Origin of the sequence: Shewanella sp. 10N.7 (assembly GCF_020806285.1) — a bacterium.
GTDB lineage: Bacteria > Pseudomonadota > Gammaproteobacteria > Enterobacterales > Shewanellaceae > Shewanella > Shewanella electrodiphila.
Genome location: NZ_JAJGZS010000020.1, coordinates 86,850 through 108,060 on the forward strand (window position 1 = coordinate 86,850; position 21,211 = coordinate 108,060).

General features: G+C 40.4%; 16 protein-coding genes. 8 read left to right on the top strand and 8 right to left on the bottom strand.

Annotation, left to right across the window (positions count from 1 at the left end):
* Window positions 1-963 (bottom strand): TDT family transporter, encoded by a 963-nt coding sequence (locus tag LMH66_RS13735; protein WP_229370675.1) that lies wholly within the window; start codon window positions 961-963, stop codon window positions 1-3.
* A 241-nt stretch (window positions 964-1,204) separates the two neighbouring features.
* Here LMH66_RS13735 and LMH66_RS13740 point away from each other — a divergent pair, with 241 nt between their 5' ends.
* Both LMH66_RS13740 and LMH66_RS13745 read left to right on the top strand, forming a co-directional pair.
* Entirely contained in the window at window positions 1,205-2,104 is a 900-nt protein-coding gene (locus LMH66_RS13740; protein WP_229370676.1) for a LysR substrate-binding domain-containing protein, read from the top strand.
* Window positions 2,105-2,144: 40 nt separating this feature from the next.
* Window positions 2,145-2,546 carry a thiol-disulfide oxidoreductase DCC family protein gene (locus tag LMH66_RS13745; RefSeq protein WP_229370677.1) on the top strand — a complete coding sequence of 134 codons (402 nt, stop codon included), beginning with the start codon at window positions 2,145-2,147 and terminating at the stop codon, window positions 2,544-2,546.
* 70 nt (window positions 2,547-2,616) lie between these two features.
* Here the strand turns inward: LMH66_RS13745 and LMH66_RS13750 are convergent, their stop codons facing one another.
* The 4 genes from LMH66_RS13750 to LMH66_RS13765 all read right to left on the bottom strand — a co-directional run bounded on the left by LMH66_RS13750 (window position 2,617) and on the right by LMH66_RS13765 (window position 5,518).
* A complete protein-coding gene (locus LMH66_RS13750; RefSeq protein WP_229370678.1) occupies window positions 2,617-2,991 on the bottom strand; it encodes a hypothetical protein in 375 nt (124 codons plus the stop codon).
* A 129-nt stretch (window positions 2,992-3,120) separates the two neighbouring features.
* Window positions 3,121-3,885, bottom strand: coding sequence for an alpha/beta fold hydrolase (locus LMH66_RS13755; RefSeq protein ID WP_229370679.1), 765 nt, complete (start codon window positions 3,883-3,885; stop codon window positions 3,121-3,123).
* A gap of 50 nt (window positions 3,886-3,935) precedes the next feature.
* Window positions 3,936-4,955: a M14 family zinc carboxypeptidase gene (locus LMH66_RS13760; protein ID WP_229370680.1), complete on the bottom strand. Its 1,020-nt coding sequence runs from the start codon at window positions 4,953-4,955 to the stop codon at window positions 3,936-3,938.
* Between the two features lie 125 nt (window positions 4,956-5,080).
* Window positions 5,081-5,518: a PACE efflux transporter gene (locus LMH66_RS13765; RefSeq protein WP_229370682.1), complete on the bottom strand. Its 438-nt coding sequence runs from the start codon at window positions 5,516-5,518 to the stop codon at window positions 5,081-5,083.
* Window positions 5,519-5,673: 155 nt separating this feature from the next.
* On the opposite strand from LMH66_RS13765, the gene LMH66_RS13770 reads away from it, so the two are divergent.
* Window positions 5,674-6,588, top strand: a complete 915-nt coding sequence (locus tag LMH66_RS13770; RefSeq protein WP_102528128.1) for a LysR family transcriptional regulator — start codon at window positions 5,674-5,676, stop codon at window positions 6,586-6,588.
* A 160-nt stretch (window positions 6,589-6,748) separates the two neighbouring features.
* On the top strand, window positions 6,749-8,818 hold the full coding sequence (locus tag LMH66_RS13775) for a TonB-dependent receptor (protein ID WP_229370684.1): 2,070 nt from the start codon (window positions 6,749-6,751) through the stop codon (window positions 8,816-8,818).
* 217 nt (window positions 8,819-9,035) lie between these two features.
* On the opposite strand, the gene LMH66_RS13780 is transcribed toward LMH66_RS13775, so the two are convergent.
* Together LMH66_RS13780 and LMH66_RS13785 are read right to left on the bottom strand one after the other, a co-directional pair.
* On the bottom strand, window positions 9,036-9,584 hold the full coding sequence (locus tag LMH66_RS13780; RefSeq protein ID WP_229370685.1) for a response regulator transcription factor: 549 nt from the start codon (window positions 9,582-9,584) through the stop codon (window positions 9,036-9,038).
* Window positions 9,577-10,836, bottom strand: coding sequence for a sensor histidine kinase (locus LMH66_RS13785; protein WP_229370686.1), 1,260 nt, complete (start codon window positions 10,834-10,836; stop codon window positions 9,577-9,579). Before LMH66_RS13785 ends, LMH66_RS13780 begins: the two co-directional genes overlap by 8 nt.
* A 458-nt stretch (window positions 10,837-11,294) precedes the next feature.
* Here LMH66_RS13785 and LMH66_RS13790 point away from each other — a divergent pair, with 458 nt between their 5' ends.
* Window positions 11,295-13,211, top strand: a complete 1,917-nt coding sequence (locus tag LMH66_RS13790; RefSeq protein WP_229370687.1) for a putative bifunctional diguanylate cyclase/phosphodiesterase — start codon at window positions 11,295-11,297, stop codon at window positions 13,209-13,211.
* Window positions 13,212-13,589: 378 nt separating this feature from the next.
* Here LMH66_RS13790 and LMH66_RS13795 read toward each other — a convergent pair whose 3' ends face one another.
* Entirely contained in the window at window positions 13,590-15,056 is a 1,467-nt protein-coding gene (locus tag LMH66_RS13795) for a carbon starvation protein A (protein ID WP_229370688.1), read from the bottom strand.
* A gap of 1,165 nt (window positions 15,057-16,221) precedes the next feature.
* Between LMH66_RS13795 and LMH66_RS13800 the strand changes: the two genes are divergently transcribed.
* From LMH66_RS13800 to LMH66_RS13810, 3 genes are read left to right on the top strand one after another with little or no spacing between them, the layout of a single operon-like run.
* A complete protein-coding gene (locus tag LMH66_RS13800; RefSeq protein ID WP_371996581.1) occupies window positions 16,222-18,279 on the top strand; it encodes a TonB-dependent receptor plug domain-containing protein in 2,058 nt (685 codons plus the stop codon).
* Between the two features lie 8 nt (window positions 18,280-18,287).
* A complete protein-coding gene (locus LMH66_RS13805; RefSeq protein ID WP_102528135.1) occupies window positions 18,288-18,827 on the top strand; it encodes a YfiR family protein in 540 nt (179 codons plus the stop codon).
* A 4-nt stretch (window positions 18,828-18,831) separates the two neighbouring features.
* Window positions 18,832-20,889: an EAL domain-containing protein gene (locus tag LMH66_RS13810; RefSeq protein WP_229370692.1), complete on the top strand. Its 2,058-nt coding sequence runs from the start codon at window positions 18,832-18,834 to the stop codon at window positions 20,887-20,889.
* Window positions 20,890-21,211: the final 322 nt, after the last annotated feature.

The following is a 21,211-nucleotide window of genomic DNA, read 5'->3' on the forward strand; positions in this document are numbered from 1 at the left end:
TTAAACGCTAACCTTTGCCTCACCTTGGTAGAAATGAGCATATCGAAAAGCCACATATGCAACGACCACTGTGGCAATAGTTAACTCTACACCAGCCAGTAACCTGACTTGTTGAACATACTCATCTGCCATGCCAATGCTTTCCATCCAGGTCACCATTTTAAATAACGCAGTGGCGCCAATCACCATAGGGAACGTGAAAGCGGCATAACCTGGGCTAAATGGTAATTGCAGTAATTTAAAAAATGCCAGGTAGATTATTGCGGTCATTAACACTGCAATGCCGAACAATAACGCGATAATCACTGGAGAAGGATCCGCAGTAACCGTTAAGTAACCGGCCAAGGATAAACTGGCTGGTGCGGCAAGAATAGCCAGTGTCGGTTTAGCAGCATCTGGAATTTCATGGGTAAACATAAGACGATAAATCATCATTGGTAACATAATCGCGTAAGCAAACATACCAAACACTAATGCGAGATGCGCTAAAAAAGCTAATTGAGGGTTACCTGAAAATGAAACGTCAGCAACTATAATCCCAACAGGTGGTACAAACCAACTTGGTACCATGTGATGTAATTCAAAATCCTTAGCGCGGTGATATAAGAAGCTGACTAAAAACACAATATGGAGCACTAAACCTAACAGCCATAATGCATCACCAGCGATAGCTGAAAATTGGCCTAACGAGTTAGACACCACCATGGTTGCCATCGCAAAAGTGGGCACGACACTCCCCACTACAGGGTGTGCTAAATCTTGCTTTAAGGTATGAGAATGGACCAGAAATTTAAACGTCAGTACCAATAATAATACGCTAGCTATCGCTGCACTGAGCCATTGACCTACCCCATGTAAATTGGCCAAACTTTCCCAGCTCCAACCTAGGCTTGCGATACCTAACGCCAGCCCTGCCATAGGTGTAGGCGCCATTAATAACCTAAGTTTTGCTTTCTGAATCATAATAACCTCAAGCTAATTATTGCGATTGCTTAGCCTGATATTGCGCTATCAACCGCGAGGAATTGTTTAATTAAGGCCATAATACGCTTGCTATTTGTTTATATATATCCAACAATTTAAAACATGGGTTAATTTAAATTGAACGTATTTGTTATTACTAACCTAATACGGCCCTCAATACGAATCTCAATACCAACCTCAATAAAAGCCTCAATCCGGATCCAATTAAAATGAGACAACCATGAACCCGCATATTTCTTTTAAACAGTTGAATGTCTTTAGCGCGATCACCCAACATAAGACTCTTACCGCAGCGGCTGAACATTTGTGTCTCTCAAAAGCTGCCGTCAGCATGGGGTTAGCTGAACTTGAAAAGCAGTTAGGACATCCGCTCTTTGATCGAGTGAATAATCGTTTAATACTCAATCAGGAGGGTCATAAACTGCTGCCGCTTGCCGATGAGTTAATCAACCGACTTGGCGATATCAGTCTGATGTTTAACGATAAGCAAGTCATGTCTGGGCAGCTGCGTATTGGCAGTAGTGACACTGTAGGTAATCATTTAACCCCCATAATACTCAGTGCTTTCAGGCAGCAATATCACCATGAATCACAAAGTTTGTTCGTATCAAACTCAGCACATATCTGCCAAAAACTGGTGGATTTTGAGCTAGACATTGCCCTGATTGAAGGTGAGCACCATCACCCAGATATTATCGCCATCCCTTTTAGCCAAGATGAGATGTGTGTGATTAGCTCGCCTAATCATCCTTTAGCAGCAAAAAGCATGATTGAGTTAAGCTCATTAGATAACAGTCACTGGGTATTAAGGGAACAAGGTTCTGGCTCAAGGGACTGTTTTATGCAAAATCTGGCGCCTCATATAGGGAATTGGCATACGAGTGTTGAGCTAAATACTACAGAAGCACTGATTAATTCAGTCGCTGCAGGCTTGGGGTTTGGTTGCTTATCTAATATTGCAGCGCAATATGCTTTAGAGAGCCTGCGAGTAAGTAAAATAAATGTACCTGTAGACATGCAAAGAGAGTTTTGGATATTGATCCACAAAGATAAATACCAAAATCCGCTATTAAAGCATTTTATTGAGTTTTGTGTGAAATGGGGAAATACTCAAAAGTAGATTCAATAGAGAAACACATACAACAGGGTGCTTAGGGAAAATGAAGACACAACACATAATTATCTTTGATGGCGTGTGTAACCTATGCAATGGCGCAGTCAACTTCATCATTAAACGTGACCACAAAGATGTGTTTGCTTTTACGCCAATGCAAAGTGAAACCGCGCGAGCGTTAATGACTGAGTATCAATTGGAAAATATTGGATTTGATTCGTTTATTTTAATAAAAGAGGGAAAGTATTTACTAAGAAGTGATGCCGCGTTAGAGATAACTAAAGATCTGTCAGGGCTTTGGTTTTTATGTAGGGTATTTAAGGTGTTACCCACTGGGTTTCGGAATTACTTTTACCGTGTTTTAGCTCACAATCGTTACCGTATCTTTGGAAAAAAAGAGACTTGTATGCTTCCTACTCCTCAGCTGAAAAGTAAATTTTTAAAATAGTGGCTTTATTAATACTAAGCGACTAAATCTCAACTACTATATCTCAGCTAAGTAAACCAAGTTAAATCGCTTACTGAGTTTCAGCGACTTTAACGGTTACTCGCTCCTGATTCGATAAACGAATTTGAATACCATCAACAGTGGTAATTCGCTGGGCTTCAATGTCTTTTTTACGTACTTGGTAGCTTGCCGACATGGCTTCGATTGGAGAAGATATAGTGACCTCAACAACGGTATTATCATCATACCAAGTCCAGCCCCAGTAACTTGCAGACGCTAGCATTGACACTGCAATCATGGCGTAAATAACAATACGGCTAAAAAATGGTGAAGCATCAGCTGCAATGTATTTCTCACTGCGAGCCACTTTACTGCTTCTTCCACTGCGTAAATACGCAAAAGCACCGGCTATTACTAAAAGCGTCACTAAAATTTGTGTCAGCACAACATCTTCCACCCGTCATTGATTAAACTCGATTATAACTAATCTAAATTAATTTAACGTTATCTAGCCCACATGACCAGTGCATGATTGAGTTGATAAGCGAATATGCATTATGTTGGATAACAAAACCTATGATACAGATTCAGAAATCGTCTCTTGAATCAATTGTCTTATTTGATCTGGGTGGTCAAGTGTAGCGTCATGACCGCACTGTTCCACTTGCAGTAACGGGGTATGATAAAACTCCGCTAATGCTTTACTGCATTTAGGGTTCGCCAATTTGTCTTGATTAGCTCCAATAACGCTCACACGGCAATGACCAAACCAAGTGCATTGATAACGTGCGGCGGCGTAAATTTGTCTCGCACCATTGATTATACTGGTGTGCAGTTGACTGCGCATTTTGCCCCAATCGCTAATAACACTTTCGTCATGGGCTTTTGTTACAGTGGTGTAATTGAGAACACAAGACTCAATAAAGCTTAGATTTGCTGCTTTATGTCGATGCCAAATAGAACTGATTAGTGGTCTTAGTTGAAAACGCTGATACCAAGGTGACAAGTTACCAGCACTGGAGTTAATCAAAACCACATGACGTACTTGTTTATGGCGTTGTCTGGCCATCTCTAGAGCAATCATGCCACCCATCGACACGCCAATGATCACTAACTCTCGGCTAAACTCTGGATTATCGTTAAGCCCTTTATCAATTTGCTGCCAAATGTCATCGCTGTAATTACCAATCGTTAAATGACTTGGCTTCGAAGCTAAAGTCCCATTGCCAGTTGCATCAGGGGTTAATACGTCTATTCCTTCATCACGCAGCTGAGCGTCAAAACCATACCAATGACGACTATCTCGCATTAATCCACGTAATAACACCCAAGTTGCCATCAGAATACTCCTTTCTACGCCTGTGAATTAAGCTGTTGCTATCAAGATGCTTAAGGCTTTTTAGCCCAGTATCGCTCAGCGTCATTTTGTAAACGCTCAAATTGTGCTTGGTTAATGTTTTCAAGCACATTAGCGTAAGCCGCTTCAATTAAGAACTGCATTAATACCACGTGTCGGCGTAATATTCGATGGTGTCGATGTGTTTTTTGCGGATTAAAATAACCAGAGAAATTAAAAATTTGCCGAGGGTTCTTCTTTACCCATGCCCAAGAGCCCATCTCAAGCGTTAATGGAATAAAGGGGTTATTACTGGGGTTTGTTTGAGCAAGATAGTCCCAAATATCACCATGAGTTTGATAAAAATGACTTTGAGGGGCCAGTTTGTAATGACCATGATGTGGGTAACCGCGATCAAATAATTGCTTTAAGTGATAAATATAGCCCATTGCTTCAAAGGGTTTACGCGTATGGGCATACGGAAACCAAATATGGTCTGACAAACCAAAACCTGAATGAGCATCTAAGGCAATAACACTGGTACTTGAGTCTTGCAATTGGTGAACATAATCCACCAGAACTTGTGTTTCAGCTTCCATCCCCTTCTTGCCCCGATACCATGGCAACTTGTTAGTGAGCCGATGCCCCCCCACTAAAAAGGTCACTTTTTCTTCTGCATCAATAGGGGCATTACGCATTAAGTCAACATAATTACCATTGCTGCGTGAGCCTTGTAAAAAGCCCACAGGATTTGCGACGGGGACAAATGCTAAACGCACTTCTTTTAGTAATGCTTGTAAATGGCTGTCCCAAGAAAGACGATTCAACAAACTGCCTAAAAAAGCTAATACGACTTGAGCACCAATGCGCTCAACCCCATGTACACCACCGACAAACAACACCGTGGGGCAAGGTGCATCTTGCTTACCAAGTTCAATAGCTGTGACAGATAATGGTTCACCGCGATAATGTAAATCCAATAATGACTGGTGCCGAAATAGACCTTGATACTGAGCAATCAATCTTTTGAGAGTATCAATTTCAAAACTGTGCTCGAAGGAAAACTTTGCCATTCACCTCGTCCATTTCTAACAAATCATGATTAGGCCAGGATATAAATCTAACCCACAAATGAGACAGATTAATGACATAAACAAGCACAGCTTTGATTGACTAAATATTACGTAGGCGCTCGATATTATTGAGTATCAAGCGCTACCTTGTTGCGATTAAGCATGACACGAACACGAATATGATCGTATGCATAGTTATAGACATAGGCGTAAATAGTGATGAAAACTGTCACACTGATATCTAGCCAGAATGCCTCTATCAATGAAATCCCTAAAATATAAGCCATTACGGGGATAGTGAGCATTAATAAGCCTGCTTCGAAAAAACCAATATAAATCATTCGCTGAATGACAGTTCTTTGCTCTCGAGGTTCGGTGTAAAACTTATCGAAAATAATATTAAAGATGAAATTCCATCCCATGGCTATTGTCGCAATAGCTATCATAGTTCCTGAAAGGGAGGCTAACGCATAATCAGTAAATATCATCAAACCAATAACTGAACCAATAATGGCAAGAAACTCAAACAACACAGCATGAAATATGCGCTCTACTGTAGACATAACAACCTCATCTTACTTTACACATAGGATTCTGAATTAAATCGAGTTGGATTATGACCTGCATATTCACCTAACAAAAATTAACAGCCATCACTAAAAGTGATAGCTTAATATGACTGATCCGAAGCGATGCTACACAATAAGGCGATAATTGAATGTACAGCTTAGAGCAACTAAAAATATTCATTACTGTTTGCGATACCGGTTCTTTCTCTGCAGCGGCAAGGAAACTGCAGCGAGCGCAATCAGGCATTAGCCAAGCAATTTCCAATTTAGAAGTGAGTATTAATCAAACCTTATTTGATCGTAGTGGTAATACGCCATCACTGACCAAAGAAGGTGAAGCTTTACTCCCAGCAGTGAAAGCCCTCATGCTGCAACAACTGCATTTTGATCAAAAGATAGCCTCTTTGGAATTACAACATGAACACGAATTGATCATTGCTATCGAAGAAAGCTTAATCAGCCCTGCATTACTGAGCCAATTAGCTAAATTGGCTGATGAGTTCCCGATTACTAATATCGAGATCATCGCAGAATCAACACTGGATATTGGCCAGCTCGTCAGTAACGGTAGTGCTCATATGGGAATAGTTTATGCAGACGGGAAAATCCAAGATCAAGTTGATTTCAGCACCATTGGTTACACTCGATTCATTACACTTGCTGCCCCGAGTCACCCTTTAACCCAAATGCGCCGTATTAAAGACATTGATTTACGTCAGCACAGGCAGGTCGTACTTCGCGCCAACACAGGGCAAGAGCTGTGGTTTAGTTATGGGATTAGCTCACAGCGATGGCATGCCAATAGTCATTATCTTATGAATGAACTGACTCAACAAGGAGTCGGTTGGTCGATTCTACCTGAGGAAATGGTTACACCAGCCATAGAGGAAGGCAAACTCGTCAAGTTAGATGTTGAATACGAGCCCAATGGTTGGATTAATACAATTGACTGTTTAGCGAGTCGAAGATTACATCTTGGGCCTGTATTTCTTCGAGCGAGGGCCATTATTGAGCAATATATGCAAACCCAAAATGACAACAACATTTTTATTATGAAAAAGTAATGAGCTAATTAATGCACTGACCCAAACTTCTGTTGGTTACATTAAAATGGAATAAAGCTGAATGGCCCTGCGACATCTTGTCGCAGTTTAGGACATTCTAATTGTGTCACCACTAAATAACACAGAGCATTAACATACGATTCTTCAATAAAAACATAATATGAAGCTAAATTTATCTGTGTACTCTTTGTTATCTGCTTTACCTGTTGCCGCGCTAAGTACCCTCTTCCACTGTCACGCTCAAGCTGATGAGATCATTGAAGTGATTAACATCAGCGGTTCAGTGGCCACGCCTATCATGCTTGTTAACCCCAAAGATATCTCGCCAACTGTTGATATTGCGCAAGCGGTTAACGCATTACCAGGAGCTGCAGTGAATGCTAATGGGCCTTTAACCGGTATGGTTCAATATCGTGGCCTGTCTGGCGATCGTGTTAATAGTAAAATTGATGGTGCCAGTCTTGCTAGCGCAGGGCCTAATGCCATGGATACACCGCTAAGTTATGCCAGTATTAGCATGACTGAGCGAGTTGAGCTTTATCGTGGTATTGCACCTGTATCATCGGGTATTGATACATTAGGTGGCAGTGTAAACGTGATTCAAACTCAGGTTCAATTTGAGCAAAACTCAGCGGAACTAGCAGGCCAATATCAAACCAATGGTGCTCGCACAGCCATTAGCGGTAAAGCTAATCTCGCTAATGATAGTCACGGTATTCTCGTCTTTGCAGATGATATGCACGGCAATGACAATAGCGAAACCGGTAATGGCAATGAAATTTCACCCACCACTTATGACAAACAAGTTTTTGGCGGTCAATATCGATTTAACCTTGCAGATAATACCCGTCAAAATGAATCCATAGGCATTAACTATCTGCATAGTGAAACCACAGATGCAGGCACACCCGCATTACCAATGGACATTGATTTCATTCGTACTGATAGAGTTCAATTCGATGGTATACACACACTCAATGATTGGGAAATTAACTGGCATCTGGCGTACAGCGACGCCCGTCATGGTATGGATAACTTTTCTGAACGCAATTTAATGCCATCTATGGGCGCACGTTACAACAACGCTGATAGCACTAGTTATGATGCCCACTTTTCAATAAGTAACGAGCAATGGCAATGGGGAGTAGACAGCCAGTTAAGTGAACATGACTCTGTGATTACCAATCCTGAAAATCCAATGTTTTTAGTCGATAATTTTTCTGGCGTCAGTGATGATAAATATAGCGCCTTTGTGCAGTGGCAGCAGGCCTTTAATGCTTGGCATTGGGAGCTTGGAGCTCGGGTTAAATATTACCAATCCGATGCAGAGCAAGTCAGTCACTCTATGGCGATGATAATGCCTGCAGTTAATGTGTTGATGCAAAGGTTTAATAACGCCGATCGCGCGCATTCAGAAACCGGCATTGATGCAGTAATTAATGGCCGTTATAAAGTGAGTCCTGAGCTTAGTTGGATTATGGGTTTTGCACATAAGCAGTCACCTGCCAGTTATCAGCAACGCTATTTGTGGGTCCCCATGCAGTCAACGGGTGGTTTAGCTGATGGGCGCACTTATGTCGGTGATGTGTCATTAGCATTAGAAACCGCTTATCAGTTTGAACTTGGTGCTGATTATCACGCAGATAAACTCACGATTAGTCCACGGGTTTTCTATCATCAAATTGATGATTACATTCAAGGCATTCCTTCCACTGATCCTGCGGTGATTATGGCTGCGGCAATGATGGGCGACAGTAACCCAATGCAATTTGCCAACGTTGATGCAGCCCTAATGGGCATAGATATCAACGCCAATTATCAACTCAATGATGAATTTTCTTTTGATATGTTAGCGAACTACATCAGCGGCGAACGTAAAGACATTGATGATAATCTCTACCGTATTGCGCCACCTAAAATATTGCTAGGCATAAATTATCAGCACAATGGCTGGCGTGCACGCATGGAAGCTGTGGGATTCAGTGCACAAAACAATGTCTCAAGCACCCAGTTAGAGCAAACGACATCAGGCTATGGCTTGCTCAATGCTTCGGTGGGCTATGACGCTGATACTTGGGGGCTTCAAGCGGGTGTAGATAATCTATTTGATACTGAATATGAGGATCACTTAGCGGGATATAACCGTGTTATGGGAGGCGATTTAATGCCAGGCGAGCGTATGCCTGGTGTCGGGCTACAAGCTTGGGTAACGGGCGAGTATCGTTTTTAAGCACAGTGTTATTAGCACTGTGTAATTAGCTTAGTGTTATTAACTTAGGGTTATTAGCACAGTTTTATTAACTTAGGGTTATTAGCTTAGGGTTATTAGCTTAGGGTTATTAGCTTAAGGTTAGGCTCCTACTAACTCAAGGTATCATGAACATTAAGGCCTCATTGAATGAGGCTTTAATGTTGGATGAGAGCGTAGATATGAGTTTTGGCGCGAGTTAGGCTGGACGATTATCTGCTATCGGTTTTTTAAGTAACTTACGTTGCAGCGTGCGACGGTGCATACCTAATAACCTCGCGGTTTCTGACACATTGCCATTATTACTGGCGAGCACCTGCTGTATATGCTCCCACTCTAACCTTTTAGGACTAATAGGTTGCTCGGTAAAATCAGCTTGAGTTTGTCCATCATCCTCAAGTTCAACATTCAATGCATTTAGTAAGGTTTGCGTATCCACAGGTTTAGCTAAATAGTTATCTGCACCGAGCCTTATCGCCTCTACTGCGGTTGCGATGCTGGCATAACCAGTCAGCAGTACCAACTTAACCTTGGGCAATAACCCCCTCAATGGCTTAATCAACGTAAGGCCATTTTGCTCAGCAATCTTCATATCCAATAAAATATGACTAGGATTAAACTGTCTGGCCATTAATAAGCCTTCACTAGCATCATTACACTGCGCGCATTCAAACCCTTGCTTAGTCAATCGCCTTGCTAACGCTGCTGACAGCGCTAAGTCATCTTCAATGATTAACAATTTATTCATCATAATTTGCTGGCAACATCACAGATGCGATAGTGCCTCCTTGGTTATGGCGTGACAAACTTAATTGACCACCTAAACGTTCAAAACTTGCATGACTAAGTAATACACCTATGCCCATGCCTTTTGGATTAGTAACCACATTATTACCCAGTTCAGACAACTCTTTTGCATTCATGCCTTTGCCAAAATCACGAATATTGAAACATAATTGTCCAGAATCACCTGAAGTCACTGATAAAGTCACCTGCGCTTTTTGGATGTTTTCTAAACTGGCTCTCGCGCCATTTTCAATTAAGGCCAGTAACGCTGGCAACAAGCTGGTATCAGCATTCACTGCGGGATAAGCAGCTAAAGTATCGATTTCAATGGTGAGCTCAGTTTCAGGCATAAGTAATTGCACTTGCTCATGTAAGTTACTCACTAGTTTATCGACTTTTTGAGGGTAAGCTTTTTGCTGACGAATGGATTCGGTGGCCAATCTTAAATCGGCTAAAGTGGTTTCGCATCGAGTTAAAGCTTGTTGCATTTCAGGCTCGATGTCTTTTGCTGTGCCATCTTCAACAAGTTCATCAACTAGCAACCTTAAGGTGGATAAAGGCGTCGCCATTTGGTGTGCCATTTGCGCAGAGACGGTGCCTAAAGCTAACAGTTTTTCTTGACGTAATTGCGCTTCACGTAAATAGCTTAGTTGGGCATTTTTTTGTCTCACCCGCTTTGCAATATAACCAACCGTAATCGTGAGTACCAAGGCCGAAATAACAAAGTTAAACCACATACCAAGGTAGTGTGAACTCATATCCATGCCATGATGACGAATCCGATTTTCTGGCATAGTCAACATCATCAATGTGTATAAACTGGTCGAAAGAAAGGTCAGTATCCACGGCGCCCAGCGTGGAAGTGTTACCGCACCAATAGCGACAGGTAATAACAGCAGTGATACAAAGGCGTTAGTTGCCCCACCGGTGTAAAAAAGCCAAGTAGACCAAAACAGAATATCAACGATCAGTGTTATTAATAAAATAGATGGGGTATTAATACATTGAAACCGATAGCGATAACAAAAAGCCACATACACAGCTTCAAGGAACAAGACATAACTCAGTTCATTGGGCGGACGAGTTAAATCGAATAACTCTATACCAAATAAAATCAACCCGAGTTTTAATAGCAGGTTGAGTAGCCTTAGGAATGCCAATTGCTCTTTATTGCTGTTCAAACTTCCTACTATATGACCTGTTTTTGACAACATGGTTGAGAAATGCCCTTTTCAACTTTCTTAGTTTGAGTCATACATTTAATCATGAACTCTATTAGAAAAACGCTACACCCAACACTTATTTAAAACTAAAATGATAAAAGTATAAACTGTAACTTAAATAACATACTTCAAGTTTAAAACTATTTACACTGCGAACAACTTAAAATACAACATTAATTCAACATTCACTAAGTGTTCCTTGCGTAACTAAGTTCGGTTTGTAAAAACAAATAATCTCTATTACAACAGCACATATGTTATGAAGTTATGTATCAGGTTGTATCAACGGTGTAACACAAATAACTTAACCATCTATATTTATTAGACTTTATATTTATGACTAATATTACCATTATTGTATTCGTAGATATTTAGATTTATAATTTCGCACCAGGTGAAACAAGGTTTAAACCTAGTTGTAACATCACAGCGATGCATTAAGATATTTTATGACCAAAATTTCAAAACTAATTTTTACCTTTGTCAGCTTCTTTTTGATGTTGTACGTGTTAGTTGTAATTAGTTTTAATCAGGGCTTACAGGCTATTCATAGCAATAACTTTCATCATAAAATAATCGATGTAAATAATTCTGATGTCGTCAACGTCAATGCCAGCTGGGAAAAGTTTCTTTTTCTTGAAAACGATATTGTAAAATCTGAGCAATATTATTTCGCTGTATTAAATAGGGCTGAATCAAGCCTCAGTGTGATAAAAATAAAAGATGTGTTCAGTGAAATGATCATGTTCAGTAATATCCCACTTTTACTCATGGTGCTACTCGCCTACGCAATCCCTTTTTATATAAGATCAAAATCTCAAAAAAAGAATAGCGCTTCATTAGATTTTATTCGTAGTGAAACCGATAAGTTACTCGCTAATTTTAATATCGATTTACCTCAAGGTAAGCAAGCTAATACACTCTCCCAGATCAGCATCGCCCTTAATGAGCTCAATAAGCACGTAAAAGAACATAACATTCAAACTCAATTAAGCATTTACCAAGATAAACTGACAGGTCTGATTGATCGTCATGCCTATTTAGAACACCTTGAATCGCAACTGCAAAAAGCTGAACAGACAGGTTGCAAACAAGCCTTACTCTTCATCGATTTAGATGGCTTCAAACAAGTTAATGACTCTTTCGGACATAGTTTTGGTGATGAAATACTGATTCAGGTGGCTGAACGACTCACTACCGTTGTGCGTAACAATGGACTCAGTAAACTGAGCGAATCATTTGCCCTAGAACTTAATTTATCTCGCTTGGGTGGTGATGAGTTTTCTATTTTTATCGACAACATCGAAGATAACTTGCGAGCCGTAGAGGTGTCTAAAAACGTCTTACAAGAAATTGAACGCGATTTCGTACTTGGCAATAAAGTGATTAAAATTGGTGCCAGTATTGGTATTGCAACCTACCCAGACAGCGCTTCAAATCCGAATGCATTATTACAAATGGCCGACGTTGCAATGTACCGTGCTAAGACTGATGGCCGCGGTATTTTCAGAGTTTACTCGCCTGAAATGGGCAGTAAAATTCGCCGTTATCATTACCTGCTCGAAGAGATTCGCTTAGCAATAGCCAGTCAAAACTTCACTTTGTCTTTTCAACCTATCGTAAATGTTGACGATTGCAGCATTGATTACTTCGAATCGCTGGTACGCTGGAACCACCCGGTGGAAGGCCCTATTTCACCCGCTGAATTTATTCCTATTGCCGAAGACTCAAACCTCATCATTGAACTAGGAAATTGGATACTATTTGAAGCCTGTCGCCAAATGTCAGCTTGGCATAACGCAGGAATGAACAAAGTCAGAATGTCAGTCAATATCTCTGGCGTACAATTAAAGTACTTACCTATTTATGACTGGGTTATGGACACCTTAACTAAAACAGGTTTACCACCAAGTGCCTTATTACTTGAGATAACTGAGTCTTGCCTTTTCCATGCTTCCGAAAAGATTATTCAAGATTTGGAAAATCTACGTAAAGAAGGGGTATTAATTGCCATTGATGATTTTGGTACGGGTTTCAGCTCATTATCCACCCTTGCTAACTTACCTGTGGATGTGATTAAAATTGATAAGTTGTTTATCGACCAAGCCACAATTAACCCTAAGTACGAAAAGATATTAAATTCAATCAGCGGCTTAGGAAAAACATTAAACCTCAAAGTCGTGGCTGAAGGGGTTGAAGTTGCCTCGCAGTTTGAATTGATCAAAAACCTTGGTATTCACTGCGTCCAAGGTTATTTAATTAGCCGCCCTGAATCTTCCTATGACGTCGGCAATAAGGTGATTAAGAACAATTTAAATCATATTGCGTTGACAGGCACAGGCGTCTGCTCACCGTCTAAGTCATGATACATGGGTGACAACCTCACCCTGCCTCTTTAATCAATGCTCAATGCTCAATGCTCAATGCTTAAATTTAAATTATTATCCTTTATAGGCAAGAATGTAGTAAGTTGCTGGCCTTTGCCGTTCAAGCCCATTTGTCCGCCAAGTTGTTCCCTAAAAGCCGAATCAATTCCCAGACTGCGCAATCACTCGTTAAAGAGTATTGCTTAATCTCTAACTCATCAGTGATTCAATCGCTTTTTATTGATTCACAACTAACTGCAGCTGATTTACTGCAGCTGATTGCGACTAACGGTTCATTCTTATCTCGATTTTATTTGTTGTAAATATCAGCAACAAAAAAGGACTGCCAATGCAGTCCTTTTTGATTATAGCTAACGCTTATTGAGTCACAGCTTTTCGCTTGTTATGGGCGATGATAAGCCCAATTAAGCAGACAATACCGGTTGCGATACCAACAGGCTGACTTAACGACTGAGGCAAGCCTAAACCAATACCTGCTGTCATAATGTAAGACACAGTGACACAGGTACCAATAATCGCCGGCAAACTTACAATCCAATGGAAAGTACCACGGTCAAATAAGTACTTAGTGGCTAACCATAAAACACTGGTTGAAAGCAGCATGTTTGAGAAAGCGAAATAGCGCCAAATCAAAGAGAAATCAATTTTAGTCATAAAGTAAGCAATGATTAAAATTGGAATCGCAACTAATAGACGGTTACGCATGCTTTGAGGAATATTAAACGCATCGATAATTGTTAGACGCAGTGAACGGAAAGCGGTATCACCTGACGTAATAGGGAAAATAGCTACGGCGATAATCGCCATAATGCCACCCGCAACACCTAGGTAAGTACTGGCAACTTGGTTAACGACCAAGCCTGGACCACCAGCATCAAGAATACTTTTCAGCTCAACATAACCACCAGGGAAAGCAGCAATACCCGCTAGTGCCCATACACATGCCACAATACCTTCAGACATCATTGCACCGTAGTACACAGGGCGCACGTATTTCTCGTTCGTCAAACAACGCGCCATAATTGGCGCCTGAGTAGAATGAAAACCACTAATTGCACCACAGGTAATAGTTACAAACAATAATGGCCAAACAGGTAGCCCATCAGGGTTTGGCGCTAATAAATCATTGTTGTAATGGCTGTGGTCGAAGTAAGCAAATATATCGCCAACTTCTGGTAACTGTGGCGCACTAATTAATAAAGCAACTGCGATAGAGGTTGTCATCACAATCATCAATAAACCAAAAATAGGATAAAGCTTGGTAATGATTTTATCGATAGGCAATAACGTTGCTAAGAAGTAGTAAGCTAGGATTAATACAACCCAAAATACGTTATTAGCAAAAATGGTCCCTTCAAAGTATTCAAGATTACTCAGAAGACCTGCTGGACTCATAATGAAAACAACACCGACGAAAAATAGTAACATCGCAGTGAAAATCAGCATCACGCCTTTAAAGTAGATATTAAAATAGTGACCTGCGATTTCAGGCAAACTTTTACCATCTTCTTTGATACTTAGCACACCAGAGAAGTAATCGTGAACAGCACCGCCAATAATATTACCAAGCACAATCCATACTAATGCGATTGGGCCATATAACGCACCAAGAATTGGACCAAAAATTGGACCGACACCTGCAACATTAAGGAATTGAATCAGATACGCTTTAACTGGATGAACTTCGACATAATCGACACCGTCCTCAAAACGTTTTTGTGGTGTTTTTGCGTTTGGGTCAATGCCTGCTTGACGCTCTACGAAAGGACTGTAGAACTTGTAAGCGAGGATTAACAACGCAATACAAATAAAGAAAATTAACATTTTTTATAGTCATCCATACTTGGTAGGGTATTTGAATAGCATTGAGTGTCATTCACTTAGTGTCATTGGTCAAGCAACTGCCTATTATACCAAAGTAGGGGTTGCCAGCCTCAAAGCACTACTGCAGGCGAGATGTTGATGGGGTGTAAACACCTCTGCCATGCGATATTTCAATTAAAGGATAAAAAGGAGCGGCTTACGCTAGTATTCAGGTTTTACCCAGCGAATTGAGTCACTTGGTGAGTTTTGGTACAAAATAAAAGCCAGCCATTGTTAACAGAAATTTCTTGCAAAACAGTTAATTCTAGCCCGCTGATACAAACATTTAATCCTGTTAATTAATATTAAAAAGTTAGAGCAAGCTCTAATTTCTCTCACACGAATGCCCTTTGTTATCACTTTAAATGAATTTATATATCCACTATGGGTTTAAGCTTGAATTCACAAGGCAATGCATATGAAATCACCTAAAACTAGCACTAGCACTAGCACTAGCACTAGCACTAGCACTAGCACTAGCACTGCAGCATTTACCTCAACAAAACGATAAGACACTTCTTTGAATATATTTAAGCACGTAACCTCACCACAGCTCAAAATGATTGATAGGCGTAACCAATCAAGCAAGTAAATATTTCTTACATACTGGGGGGCGTGTTGATCTTTCAGGGCTGTGTTGGCAGCTTAGATTGCTAGGCAGCAATTCAATCGCTGCACCTAACCCGTTTTTATCTCGAATATATTTCAAGCAGCAAAGAACAACACTTCCTGAATATCAGACTATTAAAAAATAATTTAAGAGGGGGTTTTAAAGCTGATTAACAGCAAAAAGCGCACAAGTTCAATCTTTAGTATACACTTACTTGTAACCCGCTCGTAACAGGTGTAACGTTATTTATTGATTAGAACTTTTAGATTAATCAATCATTTAATAGCAAATAAAACTGGTTATCATTCTTGTTCTTAACTTGCGAACTTCAAGACCTTCGATAAACAGTCGATAGCGTTACAGTAATATAAAGCAACCAATTATCTTCTTCGTCACAAGGGTGCATAAAAAGAATTAACGCAAACAGCAATGTCAATATGGTGAGCTTGTATATAAAACAAAGGCAAAGCGCGATGTATTGAGTAAATGCGTATTTATACTGTCGGAGAGCAAACATTGAAAAAAAACATTAACTTATTATTGGTCCTATTAGTTACTTCTCCTATAGCTCAAGCGGTTGACTCACTTGAAGATTTAGATTTAGAGTCTTTAATGGCAATGGATGTCCAAGTGACTTCTGCAATGAAACGTTCTCAATCAGCCTTCGATACCGCCAGTTCCATTTATGTTCTCACTAAAGAACGCATTACTCATTCGGGTGCATCTTCTGTTCCTGAAGCCTTAAAAATGGTGCCAGGACTCGTCGTTCGCCAACTTGATAACAACCAATGGGCAATATCAGCTAGAGGAGTCGCTTCAAGATTCTCCAGTAAAATGTTGGTCATGATTGATGGTCAAAGTCTTTATACCCCGCAGTTTTCAGCAGTATATTGGGAAACCCTCAACGTGCCTCTTTATGATATTGAGCGCATCGAAGTGATCCGTGGTCAGGGTGGACAACTATGGAGCAGTAATGCCAATAATGGCGTGATCAATATTATTACTAAAAACAGCATTGATACTCGCGGCCTGTTTGTGGACGCAGCTAGCGGTAGCCAAGTTAATATTGATGCTAATATTCGCTATGGTGCTGATATAGGCAGCAGTGGAAGCTACCGTGTTTATGGCCACGTGAAAGATGGTAATGCTTCTAAAAAAGGCCTAACTGTTGAACCCAATGACACCACAGAGCAATACTCCTTAGGTGGTCGACTGGATTTTTCTCTCAATGATGACTGGTCTGGTTTTATTCAAGGCGATATGACGGAATCAACACTTGGACAAAACTATCGCGGTGTTGTGGATGATACTAATGAAAATGTGACCTTTTCTGGTGAGCTAGAGCGCACTGACTCACGATTAATGGCTCGACTTGAAAATAGAATATCAGACTCAGCAAATCAAATGATCCAAGTATCGTGGCTGGATCAATCAGGTACCCAAACCTACCTTCAAGAAGAATTTGAATCCTTTGATATTGATTATCAAATGAACTTTATTTATCAAGCTTTACAGCTCGATTGGGGATTAAATTACCGCTATAGCACGATTTCATTTGAAGACAGTTTATTTCTTCATAGTGATAAAGACTTCGATAACTTACAACAATTCGGCGGCTTTGTTCAGGCACAATTTGCCCTTATTCCAGAACAGCTTGATTTTGTTATTGGTACCAGAGCTGAGCATAATGACTTAACTGATTGGGAGTATCAGCCTTTAGCAAGGTTGCTATGGAAACCCGAAGACAATCAAGTACTATGGACATCAGTATCCCAAAGTGTTCGTATCCCCTCACTTATTGAGTTTAATGATAATTATGCCATTAATGGTCAGAAAGTTAGCGATGTCCTGCCATTATCTACAGGCATTGAGGCAATAGACGATTACCACATAAAAACCTATCTCAATGGCAATGATCAAGTCGAAGCAGAAACGTCTTTATCCTATGAGTTAGGTTATCGTTTATCGCAGGATGCCTGGAATATTGATGTATCTGTGTATCATACGGAAGCTGAAAACGTTGCTGTTATTGATATTGACCCTAACATGGAGCAGTTTTTACCTGTTCTAGCCCTTTTCCAAGCAGGTCAAATACAACTGGCTTCACAAGCCTTAACTCAAACAACCATCCAATTTGATATCGTTTCTACCGCTGATGTAACCACTCAAGGCGGCGATATTGTGTTGTCTTGGGTACCTGCTGAAATGTTTAACGCTGAGCTAGGTTATAGCTATAACACCTTCGATTATGATCTTCCTGAGAATACTTTTCCAGCCATTGGACGCGACTCTACAACTCGACAAATTTTTGCCAAAGCAGATATTCACGTATTTGATAACCATAATATTTTTGCCTCGGTAAGAGTAGAAAACAGTGATGCTTATCAATCAGAAAACTACACCTTGCTTGATTTAACATGGAGCTGGGCACTGACTCCTGACTGGGCTGTCTCGGTCACTGGAAAAAATTTATTTGCAGGTAGTCATCTTGAATATGCAAATCGACAAGAAACATACACTATCCCCAATTACATTGATGAAAGTGTATTGTTCAAAGTAACGGCGAACTTCTAATTAACTTAATGCGCAATATCACTTCGTTTTTACAGGTTTTACTATTCTCATTCTTGCTACTCAGTAGCCCGAATGCAAATGCGGCTGAGCAAGAACACGCACTCAAAGCAGGTTTCCTATATAACTTCGCCCGCTACGGAAATTGGCAAGATAATACCACCAAGGATGAATATTTTAATTTGTGCAGCGCTGACGCCGCTTTTGTCGATACCGCACAATCAACACTTAAGCAGCGCAGTGTCGATGACAAACCTATTCTGATTAAACAAATTCAATTTGAGGGAGAACAATTTAACCATTGCCAATTGTTATTCATTACCTCTGAAACATTCATCCAATGGGTCAACTGGCACAATGTTCACCCCAAAGCTTTAGCCAACACTATGATTGTCGGCGAATCAAAAGGCACCATTGAAGCTGGCGGTCATATTCGTTTTTTCATTGCCAGTGGTAAAGTAAGGTTCGAGATATCACCGCAACAATTACAGCAATCTGGTATCACCATGAGTTCAAAAGTACTGCGACTTGGTCGCGTGCTGGATAGGTGATGCCATGACTAGATTCTTCTCGATGAACACCATCAGCAAAAAGTTACTCATGATTTTAATGGGGGTCTCTTTTGCATCCATTATCACCGTTACTTTTGTATTCAGCGCCTACGAACTTACCACAGCAAAACGTGAGCAAGTTGATGGCTTACAAACCATCGCTAAAATGCTATCTCCTAATATTACAGCCGCAGTTCTATTTGATGATCAAGACGCAATACAAGAACTGATCGAGCCTATTCTACTTCGCGGCGATATTGTGTCAGTCACAATTACTGATAACCAAGGCAAGGTACTGGCATTTGTCAGTAAAACGCCCCGTGAGCCAGACAATATTTTAAACCCACCGATAAATGTAACCCAAATTAATAACCCTCTGACATTAGATGAACAAGAGTATGGTCAAATTCACATCTTAGCCGATGAAAGTTATATCACTACTCGCGTTAAATTCTACGGCCAGTTCATTATCATATTGTTGATATTTGCCCTAGGGATCAGTTTTTCACTGTCGCTCATCTTACGGCGCCGTTTTTTAAGCCCAATATTGCATTTAGCGACTATTGCAGAACGAGTATCTGACTCCAATGACTATAGTTTGCGTGCCAAAGAGTTATCTCATGATGAAGTTGGCAAGTTAAGCGCTCACTTTAATGACATGCTTGAAACCATTGAGCAACGTGATAAGCGCTTAGAAAGCCAGGTAAAAAGTAGAACCGAAGAGCTTGAAAGCGCAAATGAGAAATTACACCAATTCGCTTATCAAGATGGCTTGACCGACCTGCCGAACAGACGTTATTTCTATGAAAAATTGCAATCATTGATAGATACGGAAGGAATGATTTTCGCCCTTATATTTATTGATTTAGACGGGTTTAAAGAGATTAATGACACCCTTGGTCATGATTACGGTGATTTGTTGTTACAACAGGTCGCTAAACGCCTGAAAAACTGCGTTCGTGGTCATGATACAGTGGCTCGTTTAGGTGGCGATGAATTTACCTTAATCGTTGAAGGCATTAATGATCAACGTCGTGCCAGCGAAATTGCCGAGGTCATTAAAAGCAGCTTAGTGCAACCGATTACCATTAAAAATGAGCAAGTTTATATTACTAGTAGTATCGGTTTAACCTTCTTCCCTAGCGAAGGCAAGACCATTGAAGATGTGGTCAAACACGCAGATCAAGCAATGTATTTATCCAAAAGTAAGGGACGTAACCGTTACGAGTTTTTCTCTTTTTCAATGGAAGAACAAGCATTGGGTAAAAGACGCCTTACAGAAGAATTAAGGCAAGCGATTAAGTCTGAACAGTTCCAATTATTCTATCAACCCATTGTTAATATTGACGGCAACCAATTAAAGAAAGTAGAAGCATTAATCCGCTGGAATCATCCTAAATGGGGTTTAATTGAACCTAACGACTTTATTCCAGTTGCCGAAGAAAGCGGGCTTATAGTGGAAATTGGTAATTGGGTTCGTCAGCAAGTTATTGCTGATGCAATTGAGTTTTATCAATTACAGGGCACTGTAATACAAATTAGTGTAAATACATCCCCAACCGAAATAGATCGCTCTGGAAAGTGGATCGATCAATGGATATTAGATTGTAATAAGTCAAAGCTACCACATGGTGCTTTTTTAATTGAAGTAACAGAAAATACTTTGATGACACCAGACTCGTCTATTAAGCAACAATTAAAGCTACTTAATAACAACGGAATTAAAGTTGCCATTGATGACTTTGGCGTGGGTTATTCATCTTTAGCTTATCTGCAAGAGCTTGATATCGACATCATCAAAATCGATCGTTCATTTATAACCAATATCACAACTAACGAAAGCAGTGTCGCATTAGTAAAAGCAATTATTACCATGGCCCATAATATCGGCGTACAAGTTGTTGCGGAAGGAATTGAATCTCACGCCCAACAGCTGTTGCTTAAACAGCTATCATGCGATTACCTACAAGGCTTTATGTTTTCCACACCGCTAACCAAAGCAGACTTTTGTCGTCAATACCTGCAAAGCAATATTGAACCTAAACAATCTAAAGGTCATTAGGGCGTGTTGCTCGCTTGGCTGATTTAGGTGTAACACATTCCAGCCTCAAAATTTGTTAGCTACTTTAAAAACAAAGTCGTGATGCTTAGTTAACACCTGAGTTAGACCGTAAATTTCCTTTCTATATTTCCAAACTTCGTTTGGATTAAAGTCGTGGGTTTTCCACCCACACCCGACCAAGAGGGTATCAACTGCAATACCCTCTTGGAACACCCCGCAGCCCCAACGAAAAATGCTGAAAAGCGCATATTTTCAACGGGGATTGATCCAGCTTTAGACTTCGTTTGATTACTGCTTCGGCCTTATTCGAAAATGCTAACGC